The organism is Bacillus sp. 103mf (genome assembly GCF_900116295.1).
Taxonomy (GTDB): Bacteria; Bacillota; Bacilli; order Bacillales; family Bacillaceae_G; genus Bacillus_A; species Bacillus_A bruguierae.
Genome location: NZ_FPAF01000003.1, coordinates 1 through 17,480 on the forward strand (window position 1 = coordinate 1; position 17,480 = coordinate 17,480).

Annotated in this window: 19 protein-coding genes; all 19 read left to right on the forward strand. The window is 37.1% G+C overall.

The window, feature by feature from the left end; genetic code table 11:
- Nucleotides 1-306: 306 nt before the first annotated feature.
- The 19 genes from BM350_RS09500 (at nucleotide 307) to qcrB (ending at nucleotide 17,431) form a co-directional block, all read left to right on the forward strand.
- Nucleotides 307-510 carry a DUF2768 domain-containing protein gene (locus BM350_RS09500; RefSeq protein ID WP_090912578.1) on the forward strand — a complete coding sequence of 68 codons (204 nt, stop codon included), beginning with the start codon at nucleotides 307-309 and terminating at the stop codon, nucleotides 508-510.
- A 21-nt stretch (nucleotides 511-531) separates the two neighbouring features.
- Complete coding sequence (locus BM350_RS09505) at nucleotides 532-1,242, forward strand: hypothetical protein (protein ID WP_090912576.1); 711 nt, start codon at nucleotides 532-534, stop codon at nucleotides 1,240-1,242.
- Nucleotides 1,243-1,433: 191 nt separating this feature from the next.
- Nucleotides 1,434-2,912: a stage IV sporulation protein A gene (spoIVA, locus tag BM350_RS09510; protein ID WP_090912574.1), complete on the forward strand. Its 1,479-nt coding sequence runs from the start codon at nucleotides 1,434-1,436 to the stop codon at nucleotides 2,910-2,912.
- A 287-nt stretch (nucleotides 2,913-3,199) separates the two neighbouring features.
- Complete coding sequence (locus tag BM350_RS09515) at nucleotides 3,200-3,472, forward strand: HU family DNA-binding protein (protein ID WP_001043860.1); 273 nt, start codon at nucleotides 3,200-3,202, stop codon at nucleotides 3,470-3,472.
- A gap of 123 nt (nucleotides 3,473-3,595) precedes the next feature.
- Nucleotides 3,596-4,165, forward strand: a complete 570-nt coding sequence (gene folE, locus BM350_RS09520; RefSeq protein WP_090912572.1) for a GTP cyclohydrolase I FolE — start codon at nucleotides 3,596-3,598, stop codon at nucleotides 4,163-4,165.
- Between the two features lie 221 nt (nucleotides 4,166-4,386).
- Nucleotides 4,387-5,130, forward strand: coding sequence for a heptaprenyl diphosphate synthase component 1 (locus BM350_RS09525; protein WP_090912570.1), 744 nt, complete (start codon nucleotides 4,387-4,389; stop codon nucleotides 5,128-5,130).
- Between the two features lie 35 nt (nucleotides 5,131-5,165).
- The gene (locus BM350_RS09530) at nucleotides 5,166-5,873 is read left to right on the forward strand and encodes a demethylmenaquinone methyltransferase (protein WP_090912568.1); all 708 of its coding nucleotides are present in this window, start codon (nucleotides 5,166-5,168) and stop codon (nucleotides 5,871-5,873) included.
- A gap of 167 nt (nucleotides 5,874-6,040) precedes the next feature.
- Nucleotides 6,041-7,003: a heptaprenyl diphosphate synthase component II gene (gene hepT, locus BM350_RS09535; protein ID WP_090912566.1), complete on the forward strand. Its 963-nt coding sequence runs from the start codon at nucleotides 6,041-6,043 to the stop codon at nucleotides 7,001-7,003.
- 122 nt (nucleotides 7,004-7,125) lie between these two features.
- Nucleotides 7,126-7,572 (forward strand): nucleoside-diphosphate kinase, encoded by a 447-nt coding sequence (gene ndk, locus BM350_RS09540; RefSeq protein ID WP_090912563.1) that lies wholly within the window; start codon nucleotides 7,126-7,128, stop codon nucleotides 7,570-7,572.
- A gap of 724 nt (nucleotides 7,573-8,296) precedes the next feature.
- Nucleotides 8,297-9,469 (forward strand): chorismate synthase, encoded by a 1,173-nt coding sequence (gene aroC / locus BM350_RS09550; RefSeq protein WP_090912559.1) that lies wholly within the window; start codon nucleotides 8,297-8,299, stop codon nucleotides 9,467-9,469.
- On the forward strand, nucleotides 9,469-10,560 hold the full coding sequence (gene aroB / locus BM350_RS09555) for a 3-dehydroquinate synthase (protein ID WP_090912557.1): 1,092 nt from the start codon (nucleotides 9,469-9,471) through the stop codon (nucleotides 10,558-10,560). Before aroC ends, aroB begins: the two co-directional genes overlap by 1 nt.
- Nucleotides 10,557-10,913, forward strand: a complete 357-nt coding sequence (gene aroH / locus BM350_RS09560) for a chorismate mutase (protein ID WP_090912555.1) — start codon at nucleotides 10,557-10,559, stop codon at nucleotides 10,911-10,913. The genes aroB and aroH overlap by 4 nt, the downstream gene beginning before the upstream one ends.
- Nucleotides 10,914-10,933: 20 nt before the next feature.
- Complete coding sequence (gene hisC, locus BM350_RS09565) at nucleotides 10,934-12,046, forward strand: histidinol-phosphate transaminase (RefSeq protein ID WP_090912552.1); 1,113 nt, start codon at nucleotides 10,934-10,936, stop codon at nucleotides 12,044-12,046.
- A 113-nt stretch (nucleotides 12,047-12,159) separates the two neighbouring features.
- Entirely contained in the window at nucleotides 12,160-13,449 is a 1,290-nt protein-coding gene (gene aroA / locus BM350_RS09570) for a 3-phosphoshikimate 1-carboxyvinyltransferase (RefSeq protein ID WP_090912659.1), read from the forward strand.
- 110 nt (nucleotides 13,450-13,559) lie between these two features.
- Complete coding sequence (locus BM350_RS09575; protein ID WP_090912550.1) at nucleotides 13,560-14,822, forward strand: tetratricopeptide repeat protein; 1,263 nt, start codon at nucleotides 13,560-13,562, stop codon at nucleotides 14,820-14,822.
- Between the two features lie 72 nt (nucleotides 14,823-14,894).
- On the forward strand, nucleotides 14,895-15,431 hold the full coding sequence (locus BM350_RS09580) for a ReoY family proteolytic degradation factor (protein WP_090912547.1): 537 nt from the start codon (nucleotides 14,895-14,897) through the stop codon (nucleotides 15,429-15,431).
- A 213-nt stretch (nucleotides 15,432-15,644) separates the two neighbouring features.
- The gene (locus BM350_RS09585) at nucleotides 15,645-16,103 is read left to right on the forward strand and encodes a YpiF family protein (protein WP_090912545.1); all 459 of its coding nucleotides are present in this window, start codon (nucleotides 15,645-15,647) and stop codon (nucleotides 16,101-16,103) included.
- 140 nt (nucleotides 16,104-16,243) lie between these two features.
- Entirely contained in the window at nucleotides 16,244-16,756 is a 513-nt protein-coding gene (gene qcrA / locus BM350_RS09590; RefSeq protein ID WP_090912543.1) for a menaquinol-cytochrome c reductase iron-sulfur subunit, read from the forward strand.
- Complete coding sequence (qcrB, locus tag BM350_RS09595; protein ID WP_020059592.1) at nucleotides 16,757-17,431, forward strand: menaquinol-cytochrome c reductase cytochrome b subunit; 675 nt, start codon at nucleotides 16,757-16,759, stop codon at nucleotides 17,429-17,431. It begins immediately after the preceding gene.
- Nucleotides 17,432-17,480: the final 49 nt, after the last annotated feature.

Genomic DNA, 17,480 nt, shown 5'->3' on the forward strand with positions numbered 1-17,480 from the left:
AAAAAGCGCCTCTATGTCAGAAGCTCCATCCCCCTCTTGTTCTGAGCGAGCCGCTTCCGCTTTTCTTTATAAGTCGCTGTTATGCAGAATACAACATGACCGCTACTTGCTTTCTCTTTTTGTTTTAAACTTTGCATGTGGTAGGAAAAGGCCCTGACCGTTTCTATGCGCAGCTAGATGCTCTTGTCCACCCTAAAAGAAAGGGGTTTTTAACTTGTATATATATAAATGGAATATTTCTATTTGTTTAAAAGTTATAATTTGTTAAAATAATAGAAAAATATATTAAGATAAAGGGGGGTATATATGTCTGTTGGACTTATAAAGATGTGGTTTGCTTTGGGCGCAATGGTTCTTATGTTTATTTCTGTTGTTTTCATTTTGCTAAGTCGCCATAAAATAAAGAATGCATTTTTGAAAGGGTTTACAGCTTTGTTTGCATATGCATGTATGATTGTATCAGGACTTATTATTTTTCTTGTTGTATTTAGCGGACCGATTGAACAATAGAAACTAAAGGACGGATTTTTGATGAAGAAAACGCTACTGATTTTCGTATTGTGTTGTACGAGTATATTATCTGGGTGTCTATACCCGAAAGAAAAGATGCAACAACACGTCATACCATATGAAGACCAATTACAAGCGGTGCAAACAGCAGTTAATACATATAGAGAACAAAATGGTCATATATTGCCTATTAAAACACGTGATATGAATACACCAATCTATCAAAAATATCCGATTGATTTTCAAAAAATTACCCCTAGACTGATGCAAGAACCTCCTGGAAATGCTTTTGAAAGCGGAGGCATTTATCAATATGTATTAGTTGATGTAGAAACAAATCCCACTGTGAAATTAATCGATGTTCGAATAGCTGAGCGAGTTCAAGATTTAAAGTTAAAACTAAAAATCTATCGTGATGAGCATCAATATCCACCGTTTAAAAAAGTAATTACAGATGGTGTGTATGAGCTTGATTATACTAAAATGGGATATAAAGAAATTCCTCAAGTGGAAAGCCCCTATTCTGGTAAAAACTTACCTTTTGTTGTTGATGAGAAAGGTGAGGTGTATATTGATTATCGTATTGATTTATACGATATGTTACAAAAATATGGTGATGAGGTAAAAGAAGGAGAAGATATTCGTCAGTTGCTTGTGAAACATACTCCATTTGTACCGGCATATTCTTTGCCGTATACAGTGAAGAATAAAGAACCAATTTTTTTTAAGTGATAAGTCATGAACCTTTCTTTTAGCGAATAAGTTCTAGAAGAAGGGTTTTTTACTTCTTGAAATATTTGCATCGCAAATAAAAAGTTTTTTTAAAATAGTCATATGAAATTGGGACAAAATCATATGCTGTATTGTCCAAACTACAAGAATAATCATGATTTATTCCCAAAAATTTTGAGGGAGGGAATCACTTGGAAAAGGTTGATATTTTTAAAGATATTGCTGAGCGCACAGGCGGTGATATTTATCTTGGGGTTGTAGGGGCTGTTCGGACAGGGAAATCTACTTTTATTAAGAAATTTATGGAGCTAGTTGTTATTCCAAACATTGAAAATGATTCAGATCGCCAGCGCGCACAAGATGAACTGCCGCAAAGCGCAGCAGGGCGTACAATTATGACGACAGAACCAAAGTTTGTTCCAAACCAAGCGGTTTCTATCCATGTTGAAGAAGGGCTTGATGTAAATATTCGCTTAGTAGATTGTGTAGGCTATACTGTTCCAGGAGCGAAAGGGTATGAAGATGAAAATGGGCCACGCATGATTAATACACCGTGGTATGAAGAACCGATTCCATTTCATGAAGCAGCGGAAATTGGAACGCGCAAAGTAATTCAAGAGCATTCTACAATTGGGGTAGTTATTACAACTGATGGAACAATTGGAGAAATTCCACGCCGCGATTATATTGAAGCAGAGGGACGGGTTGTAAATGAATTAAAAGAAGTAGGAAAACCATTTATTATGATCATTAATACAGTACAGCCATATCATCCCGATACAGAACAACTTCGTCAAAGTTTAGTAGAAGAATATGATATTCCAGTGTTGGCAATGAGTGTAGAAGGATTAAGAGAAGGTGATGTATATAACGTATTACGAGAGGCGTTATATGAATTCCCGGTTCTCGAAGTAAATGTAAATCTCCCAAGTTGGGTAATGGTGTTACATGACAACCACTGGCTTCGTCAAAGCTATCAAGAGGCTGTTCAAGAAACAGTGAAAGATATTAAACGTCTTCGTGATGTTGATCGCGTTGTATGGCAATTTAGTCAATATGAATTCATCGATCGTGCAAGTCTTGCAGGGATTGATATGGGGCAAGGTGTTGCTGAGATTGATTTATATGCACCGGATGAATTGTACGATCAAATTTTAAAAGAAGTGGTAGGTGTTGAAATTCGGGGCCGAGATCATTTGTTAAAATTAATGCTCGACTTAGCTCATGCGAAAACGGAATATGATCAAGTTGCGGATGCACTAAAAATGGTAAAACAAACAGGATACGGTGTTGCAGCACCAGCCCTAGCAGATATGAGCTTGGATGAACCGGAAATTATTCGTCATGGGTCACGATTTGGTGTGAAATTGAAAGCTGTCGCCCCGTCAATTCATATGATTAAAGTTGATGTAGAATCAACATTTGAACCGATTATTGGAACGGAAAAGCAAAGTGAGGAGCTTGTTCGCTATTTAATGCAAGATTTTGAAGACGATCCACTTTCTATTTGGAATTCCGATATTTTTGGGCGGTCACTTAGCTCTATCGTTCGAGAAGGAATTCAGGCAAAATTATCATTAATGCCAGAAAATGCTCGCTATAAATTAAAAGAAACGTTAGAACGAATTATAAATGAAGGATCAGGCGGTTTAATAGCAATTATTTTATAATCAAAAGACTCCTTATTTTGGGGTCTTTTTTCATTTTTCATAGAAAAACAAAATGTCATTATCTAATACTTTATAGTCGATTGTCAAGTTTTATCAGTTTTTCGTATTTTCATGGCAACATTTTCTTTAAAAATATTGAATTATAAAGGAGAATCGTATAATATAGGCCTTGATAATGATTTATCTACATCTTTGTAGTATAGAATTTGTAAAAATTGCCTACAAATGAAGGTAAGACTCATTTTATGATCATTATACAGTCGTATCTTTGGGAGGAGGTGAATGGCATGAACAAAACAGATTTAATCAATGCTGTTGCAGAAGCAAGTTCCCTTTCTAAAAAGGACGCAACAAAAGCAGTTGACGCTGTTTTTGATTCCATCTTAGAAGCTTTAAAGCAAGGTGATAAAGTACAACTTATCGGATTTGGTAACTTCGAAGTTCGTGAGCGTGCGGCTCGTAAAGGACGTAACCCACAAACTGGTGAGGAAATTGAAATCGCGGCAAGCAAAGTACCTGCATTCAAACCTGGTAAAGCGCTAAAAGATGCGGTTAAATAATCCTTACATATTACGGGGAAGAAGAGTTTCCTTACTTGGAAACTCTTCTTTTTGCTTTTAAAAACATATATATGCTAGAATGTGTTCGTAGCATTTTTAGGTTTTATTCGGGAGGGCTAGTGGATGGCAAATGTAAACTTAGAGCAAATCGAACATGCAGTACGCCTTATTTTAGAAGCAATTGGGGACAATCCAAAGCGCGAAGGCGTATTAGATACACCAAAACGTGTTGCGAAGATGTATGCAGAAGTATTTTCTGGTATGCATGAAGATCCGAAAGAACATTTACATAAAGTGTTTGGTGAAGATCATGAAGAACTTGTATTGGTAAAGGACATTCCGTTCTTTTCTATGTGTGAGCATCATCTCGTTCCATTTTATGGCGTTGCTCATGTTGCATATATTCCACGTGGTGGAAAAGTAACTGGATTAAGTAAATTGGCACGTACAGTAGATACAGTCGCACGTCGACCACAACTACAAGAACGAATTACATCAACAGTAGCAGATTCTATTATGGAAGTGTTAGAGCCGCATGGTGTAATGGTTGTTGTAGAAGCGGAACATATGTGTATGACAATGCGCGGTGTGAAAAAACCTGGTGCAAAAACTGTAACAACTGCAGTGCGTGGTACGCTCGAAGCAGACGCAGCAGCACGTGCGGAAATTTTATCTTTTATTAAAACGAATTAGTAGGAAAGCAGGAAACTGCTTTTCTTTTTTTATCTCGCTACTTTAAGAGTAGCAAGACCTCCACTGATGGAAGTTTCACTTTGTAATGATTTTATGCTCAAGATAAGGTGAATGAAAGGTCAATTTTTCACTTTGGTTTGTTTCGTCAAGTTTTTTTTTATAGAAAAATGAATGAATGTGTTATAATAGGTTTTATGAATTAGAGAACAAGGGTGATTTTTGTGGGTGAAATCTACGGAGGGTTTACGGATATAAAAGAGCAGCTATATAAAAAACTACGCCATCCTTATTTTATAAAATATATTGAAGAACCAGTTGTTGATGAAAAAAAAATAGCGTTCTTATATTCCATTTTAAAAAGTGCAAACTTACATAGAAAAGAAATTGAACATTACGTAGTAACGATTATGCTTGTACAAATTGCTTTGGACACGCATGAAAAAGTATCAAATAAAGAGGAGACCGATGCGTTTCATAAGCGGCGCCAATTAACAGTATTGGCAGGGGATTATTACAGCGGATTATATTATTATTTACTTTCAATGAATCATGATATCACATTGATTCGTGCCCTAGCAGAAGGTATTAAAGAGATTAATGAACAAAAAATTATGCTATATCAGCAAACGTATGAAACGATAGAAGAAATGTTAAACAGTGTAGGAATGATTGAATCGGCTCTTTTACAGAAAACGTGTGACCATTTTCAAGTGACGCATGTAAAGTCTGCAATTACTAACATGTTAACAATAGATCGTTTGCAAACTGAGTATCAAATATACATGAAGAAAGAATTGTCACCTGTGTTTGCTGCATTTCAAAAGATTTTATCTTATGATGATGAAATAAAAGTAGAAAACGTATACAGTGAATTGATAAGGAAAATGAGAAGTCAGATCAATACTTTGATCCAAAATAATACAGGGATTGAAACGTTTTTTTCCACATTGAAAGAAGCCACTTGAACATTTTGAATTTACAGTTGGAAGAAGGGTAAAGCATGCAACAATCAAAAGAAGAAAGAGTACATGACGTATTTGAGAAGATATACAATAAATACGATGTAATGAATTCGGTTATTAGCTTTCAAAGACATAAAGCATGGCGCAAAGAAACAATGCGAATTATGGATGTTCAACCGGGCAGCATAGCGCTTGATGTATGTTGTGGAACGGCTGACTGGACGATTGGGCTTGCTGAGGCAGTCGGTTCTAATGGGAAAGTATATGGATTAGATTTTAGTAAAAATATGCTTTCTGTTGGAAAAGAGAAAGTGGCAGCTTTACAATTAGATCAAGTAGAATTACTTCATGGTAATGCAATGGAATTGCCATTTGAGGATAATACGTTTGATTATGTCACAATTGGATTTGGACTCCGAAATGTGCCAGATTATATGCACGTATTAAAAGAAATGACACGTGTTGTAAAACCGGGTGGAAAGGTCATTTGTTTAGAAACATCTCAGCCGACAACGATTGGAATTCGGCAAGGTTACATGATATATTTTAAATATATCATGCCGTTATTTGGAAAGTTATTTGCGAAAAGTTACAAAGAATATTCATGGTTACAAGAATCTGCGAGTACATTTCCAGGGATGAAAGAATTGGCTCGTATGTTTGAAAAAGCTGGATTAGAACAAGTGCGAGTAAAGCCATTTACTTTTGGAGTAGCAGCAATGCACTTAGGATATAAACCGAAGTAAACGAGGGAATGTATTCTTTGTTGATGGAAAGCCCTCAGCAATCGGGCGCACACTAGAAGTTATCTCCCACTTATCTTTTTTATTTTCTTATAATTTTGAGGTGGGAGTCTTATTATTCGTTAGAGCGGGATAAAATAGAAAAGAAGTTTTAGGTTAAGGTGAACGATATGAAGTTACAACTTATGTATTCTTTTTTACGATCGGATATTGATAAAATTGAGAAAGAACTAAAAATAGTTGTTGCTTCTGAGCAACAATTGCTGGAAGAAGCAGCGTTGCAATTGATTGAGGCCGGTGGAAAACGAATTCGACCTGTTTTCGTTCTGCTTGCAGGGAAATTTGGCGATTATAAGCTTGATGTGATTAAGCATGTTGCGGTTGCGTTAGAGCTTATCCATATGGCTTCTCTTGTGCATGATGATGTAATTGATGCCGCTCTTTTAAGAAGAGGAAGTGCGACTGTAAATGCCAATTGGGGTGATCGCATTGCAATGTATACAGGTGACTATCTATTTGCAAAGTCTCTGGAATGCATTACAAATTTAGAAAATCCAGAAGTACATAAAGCATTATCAAATACAATTCTTGAAGTGTGTAAAGGTGAAATTGAGCAAATTAAAGATAAGTATGATTTTGGACAAAATTTACGAACGTATTTACGCCGTATTAAACGGAAAACGGCATTGTTAATTGCAGCTAGCTGTCAATTGGGTGCAATTGCATCTGGAGCTTGCCGTGATACTGTAAATCGTTTGTTTTGGTATGGGTACTTTGTCGGTATGTCATATCAAATTATTGATGATATTTTAGATTTTGTGTCCACAGAAGAAAAGCTTGGAAAGCCAGCGGGTGGAGATTTATTACAAGGTAATATCACACTTCCTGTTTTATATGCAATGGAAGATCGTAAACTTCGTGAGAGAATTGTTTGCGTAAATGAAAATACGTCTTCAGATGAAATGAAAGAAATTATTGAAGCAGTCAAAAATAGTGATGCAATTGATCGAGCTTTTGCATTTAGCGAAAGATATTTACATAAGGCATTAGAAGTTATTAAGCCGTTGCCTCGTGGACAGGCAAAACTGGCGTTGCAAAATGTTGCGAAGTATATTGGAAAACGTAAATTTTAAATGTTTTTCGAAAAAAATAATAATCTCTCCATTTCAAAACTATTGCACAATTCTGATAAGGGTGATACTATGTGTTTGGGGATATACAATCATATACATAATGAGAAGTGGAGAGATTTATTATGGAAAAAACGTTCTTAATGGTAAAACCAGATGGTGTACAGCGTGCAATCATTGGGGAGGTTGTTGCTAGATTTGAAAGAAAGGGCTTTCAATTAGTTGGTGCTAAGCTTATGCAAATCACACCAGAGATTGCTGGAGAGCACTACGCTGAACATAAAGAAAAACCATTCTTCGGCGAATTAGTAGATTTCATTACATCTGGACCTGTTTTTGCAATGGTATGGCAAGGTGAAGGTGTTGTTGAAACAGCTCGTAATATGATGGGAAAAACAAAACCAAGTGAAGCTGCACCTGGTACAATTCGCGGTGATTTTGGACTAACAGTTGGAAAAAATATTATTCACGGTTCAGATTCTCTTGAAAGTGCAGAACGTGAAATTGGTATTTTCTTTAAAAAAGAAGAGCTAATTGAGTACTCTAGAGTAATGAATGAGTGGATTTACTAATTATTTTGAAATAATTTGTAATCGCTTTAAAAATAGTAGCTATAATGGAAAAGGCGCAAGAAAGGATGGTCACATTCCTTCTTGCGCTTTTTTATTTCATTTTGATGTTTCAATATCTTTGTTTAGCTCTGCCTCCTAAGCCCTCATATCTAAGAACCTTCCACACGAGAAGATAAAAAGCACCTTCTGTGTGAAAGAACCTTAGCCAAGGGGCCTAAACAGTCAGCTCCGCTTTTCTTTATAATCCAGCTCCAGCGGCTAGAACAGTCGGTGGCTTCGCGTCTTCCGCCGAGGCAAAAAGCGCCTCTATGTCAGAAGCTCCATCCCCCTCTTGTTCTGAGCGAGCCGCTTCCGCTTTTCTTTATGATCCAGCTCCAGCGGCTAGAACAGTCGGTGGCTTCGCGTCTTCCGCCGAGGCAAAAAGCGCCTCTATGTCAGAAGCTCCATCCCCCTCTTGTTCTGAGCGAGCCGCTTCCGCTTTTCTTTATAAGCCACTGCCATGCAGAACAAAAAGGAACTTGCACTTGTTTTTTCTCTTTTTTTTTAACCTCGCATGTGGCAGAAAAAGGTCATGACCGCTTCTATGCATGGCCAGATGCTCTCGTCCTCCCTAAGAAGAAAGAGAGTTTTTAGGTCGTTTCTTCAATTCGTACTTATATAGTTACGAAACAATAAAGGTTATGATATAGTGTTACATAAATACTGAAGTAAAGGGGAGTAACCGATGCGATATATAACAGCTGGTGAATCTCACGGACCACAACTAACGACAATATTAGAGGGGATTCCGGCAGGTTTATCTTTAGTAGCAAATGATATTAATACGGAGTTAGAAAGAAGACAAAAAGGCTACGGACGTGGACGCCGCATGCAAATTGAAAAAGATCAAGTTCAAATTTTAAGCGGTGTTCGCCATGGATATACAATTGGTGCACCCATTACGCTTGTTGTCGAAAATCGTGATTTTGCACATTGGACAAAAATTATGGGCGCAGAACCGTTAACAGATGAAGAATCAAAAGAAATAAAACGGCAAATTACACGACCACGTCCAGGACATGCAGATTTAAACGGGGCAATTAAATATGGACATCGTGATATGCGAAATGTATTAGAGAGATCTTCTGCTAGAGAAACGACGGTTCGTGTTGCTGCTGGAGCTGTTGCAAAGCGTATTTTAGAAGAATTAGGGATAAAAGTAGCAGGACATGTCATTGAAATTGGAGGAGTAAAAGCAGAAAAGCAGTCGTATACCTCTATTGAAGAACTACAAACGATTACAGAGGCATCTTCTGTTCGTTGTTTAGATGAAGATGCAGGAAAGAAAATGATGCAAGCAATTGATGATGCGAAAGCAAACGGGGATTCTATCGGAGGAATCGTTGAAGTTGTTGTCGAAGGGATGCCGATTGGTGTCGGAAGTTATGTGCATTACGACTGTAAATTAGATGCAAAACTTGCAGCTGCGATCATGAGTATTAATGCATTTAAAGGTGTGGAGATTGGAATTGGTTTTGAAGCAGCTCATAAGCCTGGAAGCCTTGTTCATGACGAGATTTTATGGGACAAGGATCATGGGTATACAAGACGTACAAATAACGCAGGTGGATTAGAGGGCGGTATGACGACTGGGATGCCAGTTATTGTTCGCGGGGTTATGAAACCAATTCCAACTTTGTATAAACCGTTGCAAAGTATAGATATTGATACGAAAGAAGTGTTTCAAGCAAGTATTGAACGTTCAGATAGCTGTGCAGTGCCAGCAGCTAGTGTTGTAGCAGAGGCCGTTGTAGCTTGGGAACTTGCAGCAGCTGTAATCAAACAATTTGGAACGGATCGCATCGATTTAATTCGTGAAAATATAAAGAAACATAACGAATATGCGAGGGAGTTTTAATGGAGACAATACAGATTCAAACAAGTTCTAAACAATATAATGTGTATGTCGGAAATGATGCATTATCACAACTAGCAACGCTTATAGAAAATATGAAACCAGCTGTTTCGAATATTTTACTGATTTCTGATGAAACGGTAGCATCATTTCATTTAGACGAAGTGATAAATACTTTGCAGTTAGAAAAAGACGTATTTTCATTTGTGGTTCCAAGTGGTGAGAAAGAAAAATCGTTTGAAAATTATTATGCTGCTCAAACGTTTGCTCTTGAAAAAGGTTTAGATCGTCATTCGCTTATTCTTGCGCTTGGCGGCGGAATGATTGGGGATTTAGCAGGATTTGTTGCAGCAACGTTTATGAGAGGAATTCGCTTTGTCCAAATACCAACAACTTTACTTGCACATGATAGTGCAGTTGGAGGGAAAGTGGCAATTAATCATCCACTTGGGAAAAATATGATTGGCGCATTTCATCAGCCGGAAGCGGTGATTTATCATACTCCGTTTTTAAATTCGCTTTCAGAAAAAGAATGGCGCTCTGGTTTTGCGGAGGCAATTAAACATTCGCTTATTGGGGATGTAGAATTATATCATTGGCTTCGTAAAGAAGTGAAACAACTGACTGATTTAAGAGATGATAAATTAATCTATACACTGCAACGTGCGATTCCAGTAAAAGCAAAAATTGTTGCAGAGGATGAAACTGAAAAAGGTATTCGTGCTCATTTGAATTTTGGGCATACACTTGGGCATGCACTTGAAAAAGAGATGGGATATGGAAACATAACACATGGTGATGGCGTTGCGATTGGCATGTTATTTGCTATCTTTTTAAGTGAACAAATATATGAAAAAGACCTTCAATATACGGAAATCAAGCGTTGGTTTACGGCATATGGCTATCCAAGTATGCCAAATACACTTGATGTGAACCGCCTTGTTCAAGTAATGAAACAAGACAAAAAAGCGAACGGTGGAACAATTCGTATGGTTGTTATGCAGGAGATTGGGGTAGTAGATGTCGTATCTATTTCAGATGAGACCGTCCGAACGGCTTTAGAAGCATTTCAAAGAGAGGGGGAGTCTATTTGATTCGCGCAATTCGCGGCGCGATTACAGTCAATTGTAATGAAAGCGAACAAATATTGACTGCAACAGAGCGTTTAGTGAAAGAAATAGCAAAGAATAATAGAATTTCGCCTAGTGATATTGTATCTGTACTCATTTCAACAACAGCAGATATAAATGCATGTTTCCCAGCAGCTGCATTAAGACGTATTGAAGGCTGGTCATATGTACCGGTTATGTGCATGCAAGAAATAGAAGTACCAGATGCTCTTGAGAAATGCATTCGTGTTATGATGACGGTTATGACAAATAAACGACAGCATGAAATTCAGCATGTCTATTTAGAGAAAGCGGTACAACTAAGGCCCGATTTATAAAAATGACAGGGGGAATTCGAATGAAAGTAAAAGAGCAATTATTGTCGCTCAAAGCGTATGTGCCAGGGAGAAATATTGAAGAAGTAAAGAGACAATATGGACTATCTAAAATTGTGAAACTAGCGTCAAATGAAAATCCATTTGGATGTTCAAAACGTGTAGATGAAGCGCTGGCATCGTTAGCTGGGCAATATGCGCTCTATCCGGATGGCGGGGCGTATGCTCTTCGTGAAAAATTAGCAGCACATCTTCGTGTAAAAGGAGAACAAATTTTATTTGGTAGCGGCTTAGATGAAGTAATTCAAATGATTAGCCGTGCTCTTTTACAAGAAGGAACAAATGTTGTTATGGCAAAGCCGACATTTTCACAATATCGTCATCATGCCGTAATTGAAAAAGCGGAAGTACGTGAAGTGCCTTTAAAAGATGGTACACATGATTTAGAGGCAATGCTTGTGCAAATTGATGAGCATACGCGAATTGTATGGATTTGTAACCCAAATAATCCGACCGGAACATATGTAGCAGAAAAACAATTACTTTCATTCTTAGAGGCAGTTCCGAAAACAACACTTGTTATTATGGATGAAGCATACTATGAGTATGCTGGAGCGCGAGATTATCCGCAAACATTACCATTCCTAGAGAAATATGAAAATCTTATGGTATTGCGCACATTTTCAAAAGCATACGGATTAGCGTCATTCCGCATTGGTTATGCAGTCGGAAATGAAAAGTTAATGCGTTCGTTAGAAATTGCTAGATTACCATTTAATACGTCATCAATTGCACAGGTAGTTGCGCAAGCTGCTATTGAAGATCGCGCGTTTTTACAAGAGTGTGTGACAGTGAATAATGAAGGATTACAGCAATATTATGATTTTTGTGAGAAGTATCAAGTATTTTATTATCCATCACAGACGAATTTTATCTTTTTAGATCTTGGACTCTCAGGTGATGAAGTATTTGAAAGGTTATTGCAAAAAGGATACATCGTTCGTTCTGGTGGACCACTTGGTTTACCGAATGGTATTCGTATTACAGTTGGAACGAAAGAAGAGAATGCAGAAATTATAGAAGTGCTTACTGAACTTATAGAGGAGAACGTGAAAAAAGAAGAAACATATTCATAAGAAAAGAAACGGCTCCATGATTAGGAGTCGTTTCTTTCATCTTATTTGCGTAAAGAAGAAGGAAAGAAGTACAATAAAGAAACAAATACATAATTGTACATGATATAGAGGTGATAGAGGTGAAACGATTAACAAAGCTTAAGAATGGATTAAACGGAACGATTTTTGTTCCTGGAGATAAGTCTATTTCGCATCGTGCTGTCATGTTTGGGGCGATTGCAGAAGGGGTAACAAGGATTACAAATTTTCTTCAAGGTGAAGATTGCTTAAGTACAATTGCTTGTTTTCAAAAGTTAGGCATCACGATTGAACAAAATGGTACCGATGTCACTGTATATGGAAAAGGATTACAAGGATTAGTAGAACCAACAGAAGTACTAGATGTTGGGAATTCAGGAACGACAATTCGGTTAATGCTTGGTATACTTGCAAATGCACCGTTTCATTGTACAGTTATTGGAGATGCTTCAATTGGAAAACGTCCGATGAAACGTGTTACAGCCCCCCTTCGTCAAATGGGTGCTAAAATCGATGGAAGAGAAGATGGACAGTTTATTCCTCTTTCGATTCGAGGAGGGAATATAAAAGGTATGCATTATTCTTCTCCTGTAGCAAGTGCGCAAGTGAAATCAGCTGTTCTCCTTGCAGGACTACAAGGGAAAGGCGTGACAACTGTGACAGAACCATTACAATCTCGTGATCATACAGAGCGTATGTTACGTGCATTTGGTTGCGATGTTACTGTTGACGGATTAACTGTATCATTACAGGGTGAACAAAAGCTCTCTAGCGCAAATGTTGAGGTGCCAGGAGATATTTCTTCAGCTGCCTTTTTCTTAGCGGCAGGTGCGATTGTACCAAATAGTAAAATTGTCCTGAAAAATGTAGGGTTAAATCCAACAAGAACGGGGATTCTTGATGTACTATCCCAAATGGGTGCCAATTTGTTAATAGATAATATTCGGAATGAAGAGTTTGAACCATGCGGTGATATTACAGTTGAAACCTCACAGCTAAGAGGGATAGAGATTGGTGGTACGCTTATCCCAAGACTCATTGATGAAATTCCAATTATAGCATTGTTAGCAACGCAAGCTGAAGGGATAACTGTAATTAAGGATGCAGAGGAATTAAAAGTAAAAGAAACGAATCGTATTGATACAGTTGTTAATGAATTGAAGAAATTAGGAGCAAATATTGAAGCGACAGAAGATGGTATGATTGTGCGTGGTAAAATGCAATTACACGGAAATATGGTAAATAGTTATGGGGACCATCGGATTGGTATGATGTTAGGAATTGCAGCGTGTATAGCAGATGGAGAAGTTATCATTGAAAATAGTGAGGCGGTAGCTGTGTCATATCCAAATTTCTTTCAACAGTTACACATGCTACAAAGCTAAAAGAATCTTTTCTTTTTGAGAAGGTTCTTTTCGTCATCATCACGGTTGATTACACAGAAGCAGTTGTTTATTATGGAATTTACATAAGTATTTATTTAAAGGAGCGAGTTATGCAAAAGTTTGAACAAGCTGTTACATATATTGAAAATGGGGAAGTAGAGAAAGGGTTACAACTATTAGCAGAACAAGTAAAACAAAGTACGGATGAAGAAAAGTACGATATTGCTCGTTATTACTATACACTAGGATTTATAGATCAAGCGCTAGAAATAACAGAAGATCTACGTTTGCTATATCCAGAAGAAAGTGAATTTACGCTATTTTTAGCAGAGTTATATATTGATTTAGATAAAGAAGATGAAGCGATTGAAGTACTTCACGATATTCCAGAGAATGATGAATTATATGTTCAATCTCTATTACTTGCATCTGATTTATATCAAATGCAAGGTTTTGATGAAGTAGCGGAACAAAAATTATTAAAAGCGAAAGCAATGATGCCAGATGAGCCAGTAGTTGCTTTCGGACTTGGCGAATTGTATAGCAGTAAAGGAGAAGATAGTAAAGCAATTCCATATTATGAATCATTACTTCCAGAACACAAAGTGATGGGCGGTGTCGTTGTTCCGCTTCGTTTAGCTGAAAATTTAAGTGCACTTGGGCAATGGGATGAAGCGATTTCTTACTATGAGGAAGGTTTAGAAGAACAGAAGGACATTCATTCCTTATTTGGATTTGCGTTTACGCTATATCAAGGAGAACAGTATCAAAGAGCAATCAGTGTATGGGAAGAATTAAAAGAGTTAGATCCAGAGTATGCCTCTTTATATATGTATTTGGCGAAATGCTATGAAAAAGAAGGAATGCTTCAGGAGAGTTATGAAACGCTTCAAGAAGGAATAAAAATTGATGAATTATCGATACCGTTTTATGTAGAATTTGCTAACATTGCAGTGAAACTAGGGAGAAGAAATGAAGCGGAAGATGCGCTAAAAAAAGCGTTAGAGCTTGATCCTGCACATCTAGGTGCTACATTGAAATATTCATACATCTTAAAGGAAGAAGAAAGGTATGAAGAGATTATTACTGTTGTAGAAAAAGCTATTGATAACGGAGAAATGGACACGCAATTACTTTGGGATATTGCTTATGCGAAAAAACAATTAGAATTGTATTCAGATGCATTAAAACATTACCAAAGTGCATATACTTCTTTTAAGAATCATCCAGACTTCTTAGAGGAGTACGGCTACTTCTTGTTAGAAGAGGGATTGCGAAAAGAGGCGAAAGAAGTATTTATACGTTTATTACAACTAGATCCAACGCAAACGCATATCGAAGAATTATTATATAATTTAGAAGATTTTTCTTAAGTTGGAAGGAAACTTAATGCTGCTTCTTGAATGTAAAAAGAAAAAAGAAGGGCAGAGGAGGGATTAAGTGCGATGAATACCCCTGTTTCTGTGAACGAAAAGAAAGATTTCGTAAAATGGTTTTTAAATAATTATCAACTGAAACAGCGAGAATGTGTTTGGATTTTAAATTATTTAATGAGTCACGATCAATTAATGGATAAGGTGCATTTTGTAGAGCATGCGAAATATTGTCCGCGTGGGCTGGTGATGTCAGCAAATTGTGTGAAAGATTTACCGTTTCATTTTTATAAACAAAATGTAATGACGACTGATGCGGAAAAATCCTTTCATGATATTCGCTTAAACAGAGATGAAGATATTTATATTCAGCTTAACTTTAAGTCATCTTTTCAAAATGCGAACTATGTTGCGGTGTTAGAAGAAAATCCATATTTACCGAAGAATATCGAAGTAAATGAAAAAGATCGTTTATTAGCAGAGCGATTCTTAGAGGAAAGTGTATATTCATTTCGGAAAGAACGACTTTTGAAACGAATTGACGAGGCACTTGATACTCAAGATGAAGAAGCGTTTCGCAGGTTAACAGGCGAGTTAAAACGCTTATAAATTTCTCTGTGAAAGTTAGTTTTGACAATTTTTAGACTATTCCAAAGAAAAACCGTCTTTTATAGATGGTTTTTCTTTTTTTACCTTTATCTGTATGGTTTAATAGAAATAAAGTAAACTGTTTTGTAATCATATGTTTTCATTTCAATTTTTTAACATATAAGTCATATAGTTTGTTAGAGTAGGAATAAGAGGAAAAGGGGGCTATTGAGTGTGCAATGGGCTGTAGCAGATGTAGTACAATACGAAAAAACAAGAGAATATATTGATACAGGAATTATACCGCTGCTTTCAATTTCATTTGAAAAGGAAATGAAAGCAGCTGCTGTAGAAGGAGAATTTATTTCAGCTTTAACTAGAGAGCTAGAGAGGGAGTATAAAGGTAGAGTATTCTTATTACCAGCATTTACGTATGTAGAAGGAGCGTGTGCAAATGAGAGGCAACGTCTACTTGATTGGACGAACTATTTAAAAGAGAGAGGTTTGCAGCATATTGCGTTAATTACGGGTGACTTTTCTTGGAAAGAATTTGAATACGACTTAACAGAACAATTATTTTGCCTACCAGCACTACCGCTAGAACAGCTCAGTGATCAAGCGAAAAGAGAAATAATTCATGCGCAAATAAAAAATATTATGGAAATATTAACTGAAAAATGGGAAAATAAATAATTAATAGAAGGTTTTAATAATTGGGATTAGTATGATATTGACCAATGTAGTAGGGTATTATATCATGATAGTGTCCTAGTCTTTATCTTTTATTTCAATTTTTCACGGGGGACAATTTCTGATAGAGGGGGGAAATTTTCGTGAGTGAGAGAGAACATAGGGTGTCAAGAAGACAGTTTTTAAACTACACTCTTACCGGTGTAGGAGGATTTATGGCGGCAGGGATTTTAATGCCAATGACGCGTTTTGCGCTTGACCCAGTTCTAAGAAAAGAAGCAGGGGGGGAGATGGTTGCAGTCGCGCAAGTGAAAGATATTACGGCTGAACCGAAACGCTTCGATTTTAAGGTAAAACAAGTTGACGGTTGGTATAAATCAGAAGAACCAAAGTCAGCTTGGGTACACAAAGAGGAAAGCGGAGACATTGTAGCATTCTCTCCAATTTGTAAGCATTTAGGGTGTACAGTAAACTGGAATTCGGACAAGTCACATCCAAATCAATTTTATTGTCCGTGTCACGGGGGGCGTTATACGAAAGACGGAAAGAACGTAAAGGGAACACCACCACTTGCGCCGCTTGATGTGTATGAGTCAAAGGTGAAAGATGGAACGCTTTATTTAGGTAAAGCGAAGCCACAAGGGGGTGCAAAGTAGATGTTAAATAAAATTTATGATTGGGTAGATGAACGGCTTGATATTACGCCTTTGTGGCGCGATATTGCAGACCATGAAGTGCCGGAACATGTAAACCCAGCGCATCACTTTTCTGCCTTTGTTTACTGTTTTGGTGGTCTTACATTTTTTGTAACTGTCATTCAAATTTTATCAGGAATGTTTTTGACAATGTATTATGTACCAGATATTAAAAATGCGTGGGAATCTGTCTATTACTTACAAAATGAAGTGGCATATGGACAAATTGTTCGCGGTATGCATCACTGGGGAGCGAGTCTCGTTATCGTGATGATGTTTTTACATACACTTCGAGTTTTCTTTCAAGGTGCTTATAAAAAGCCTCGTGAATTAAACTGGATTGTCGGAGTTCTTATTTTCTTTGTTATGTTAGGATTAGGTTTTACAGGATATTTATTACCATGGGATATGAAGGCATTATTTGCAACAAAAGTAGGGATTCAAATTGCAGAACAAACACCACTTATTGGACCTTATGTAAAAACGTTGCTTGCCGGCCACTCCGAAATTGTCGGTGCCCAAACATTAACTCGCTTCTTTGCTATTCACGTATTCTTCTTGCCAGCTGCACTTCTAGGATTAATGGCAGTTCACTTCATCATGATTCGCAAACAAGGTATTTCTGGTCCACTATAAGATGTTATTTGATTTAAAGGGAGAACAGAACATAATTAAAGGAGGGAGA

Coding starts and splice junctions, on each gene's coding strand:
- BM350_RS09580 (WP_090912547.1), top strand. CDS start 14,895: ATGAATACCCCTGTTTCTGTGAACGAAAAGAAAGATTTCGTAAAATGG.
- BM350_RS09500 (WP_090912578.1), top strand. CDS start 307: ATGTCTGTTGGACTTATAAAGATGTGGTTTGCTTTGGGCGCAATGGTT.
- ndk (WP_090912563.1), top strand. CDS start 7,126: ATGGAAAAAACGTTCTTAATGGTAAAACCAGATGGTGTACAGCGTGCA.
- BM350_RS09505 (WP_090912576.1), top strand. CDS start 532: ATGAAGAAAACGCTACTGATTTTCGTATTGTGTTGTACGAGTATATTA.
- BM350_RS09515 (WP_001043860.1), top strand. CDS start 3,200: ATGAACAAAACAGATTTAATCAATGCTGTTGCAGAAGCAAGTTCCCTT.
- aroB (WP_090912557.1), top strand. CDS start 9,469: ATGGAGACAATACAGATTCAAACAAGTTCTAAACAATATAATGTGTAT.
- aroC (WP_090912559.1), top strand. CDS start 8,297: ATGCGATATATAACAGCTGGTGAATCTCACGGACCACAACTAACGACA.
- qcrB (WP_020059592.1), top strand. CDS start 16,757: ATGTTAAATAAAATTTATGATTGGGTAGATGAACGGCTTGATATTACG.
- BM350_RS09575 (WP_090912550.1), top strand. CDS start 13,560: ATGCAAAAGTTTGAACAAGCTGTTACATATATTGAAAATGGGGAAGTA.
- hisC (WP_090912552.1), top strand. CDS start 10,934: ATGAAAGTAAAAGAGCAATTATTGTCGCTCAAAGCGTATGTGCCAGGG.
- hepT (WP_090912566.1), top strand. CDS start 6,041: ATGAAGTTACAACTTATGTATTCTTTTTTACGATCGGATATTGATAAA.
- folE (WP_090912572.1), top strand. CDS start 3,596: ATGGCAAATGTAAACTTAGAGCAAATCGAACATGCAGTACGCCTTATT.
- BM350_RS09530 (WP_090912568.1), top strand. CDS start 5,166: ATGCAACAATCAAAAGAAGAAAGAGTACATGACGTATTTGAGAAGATA.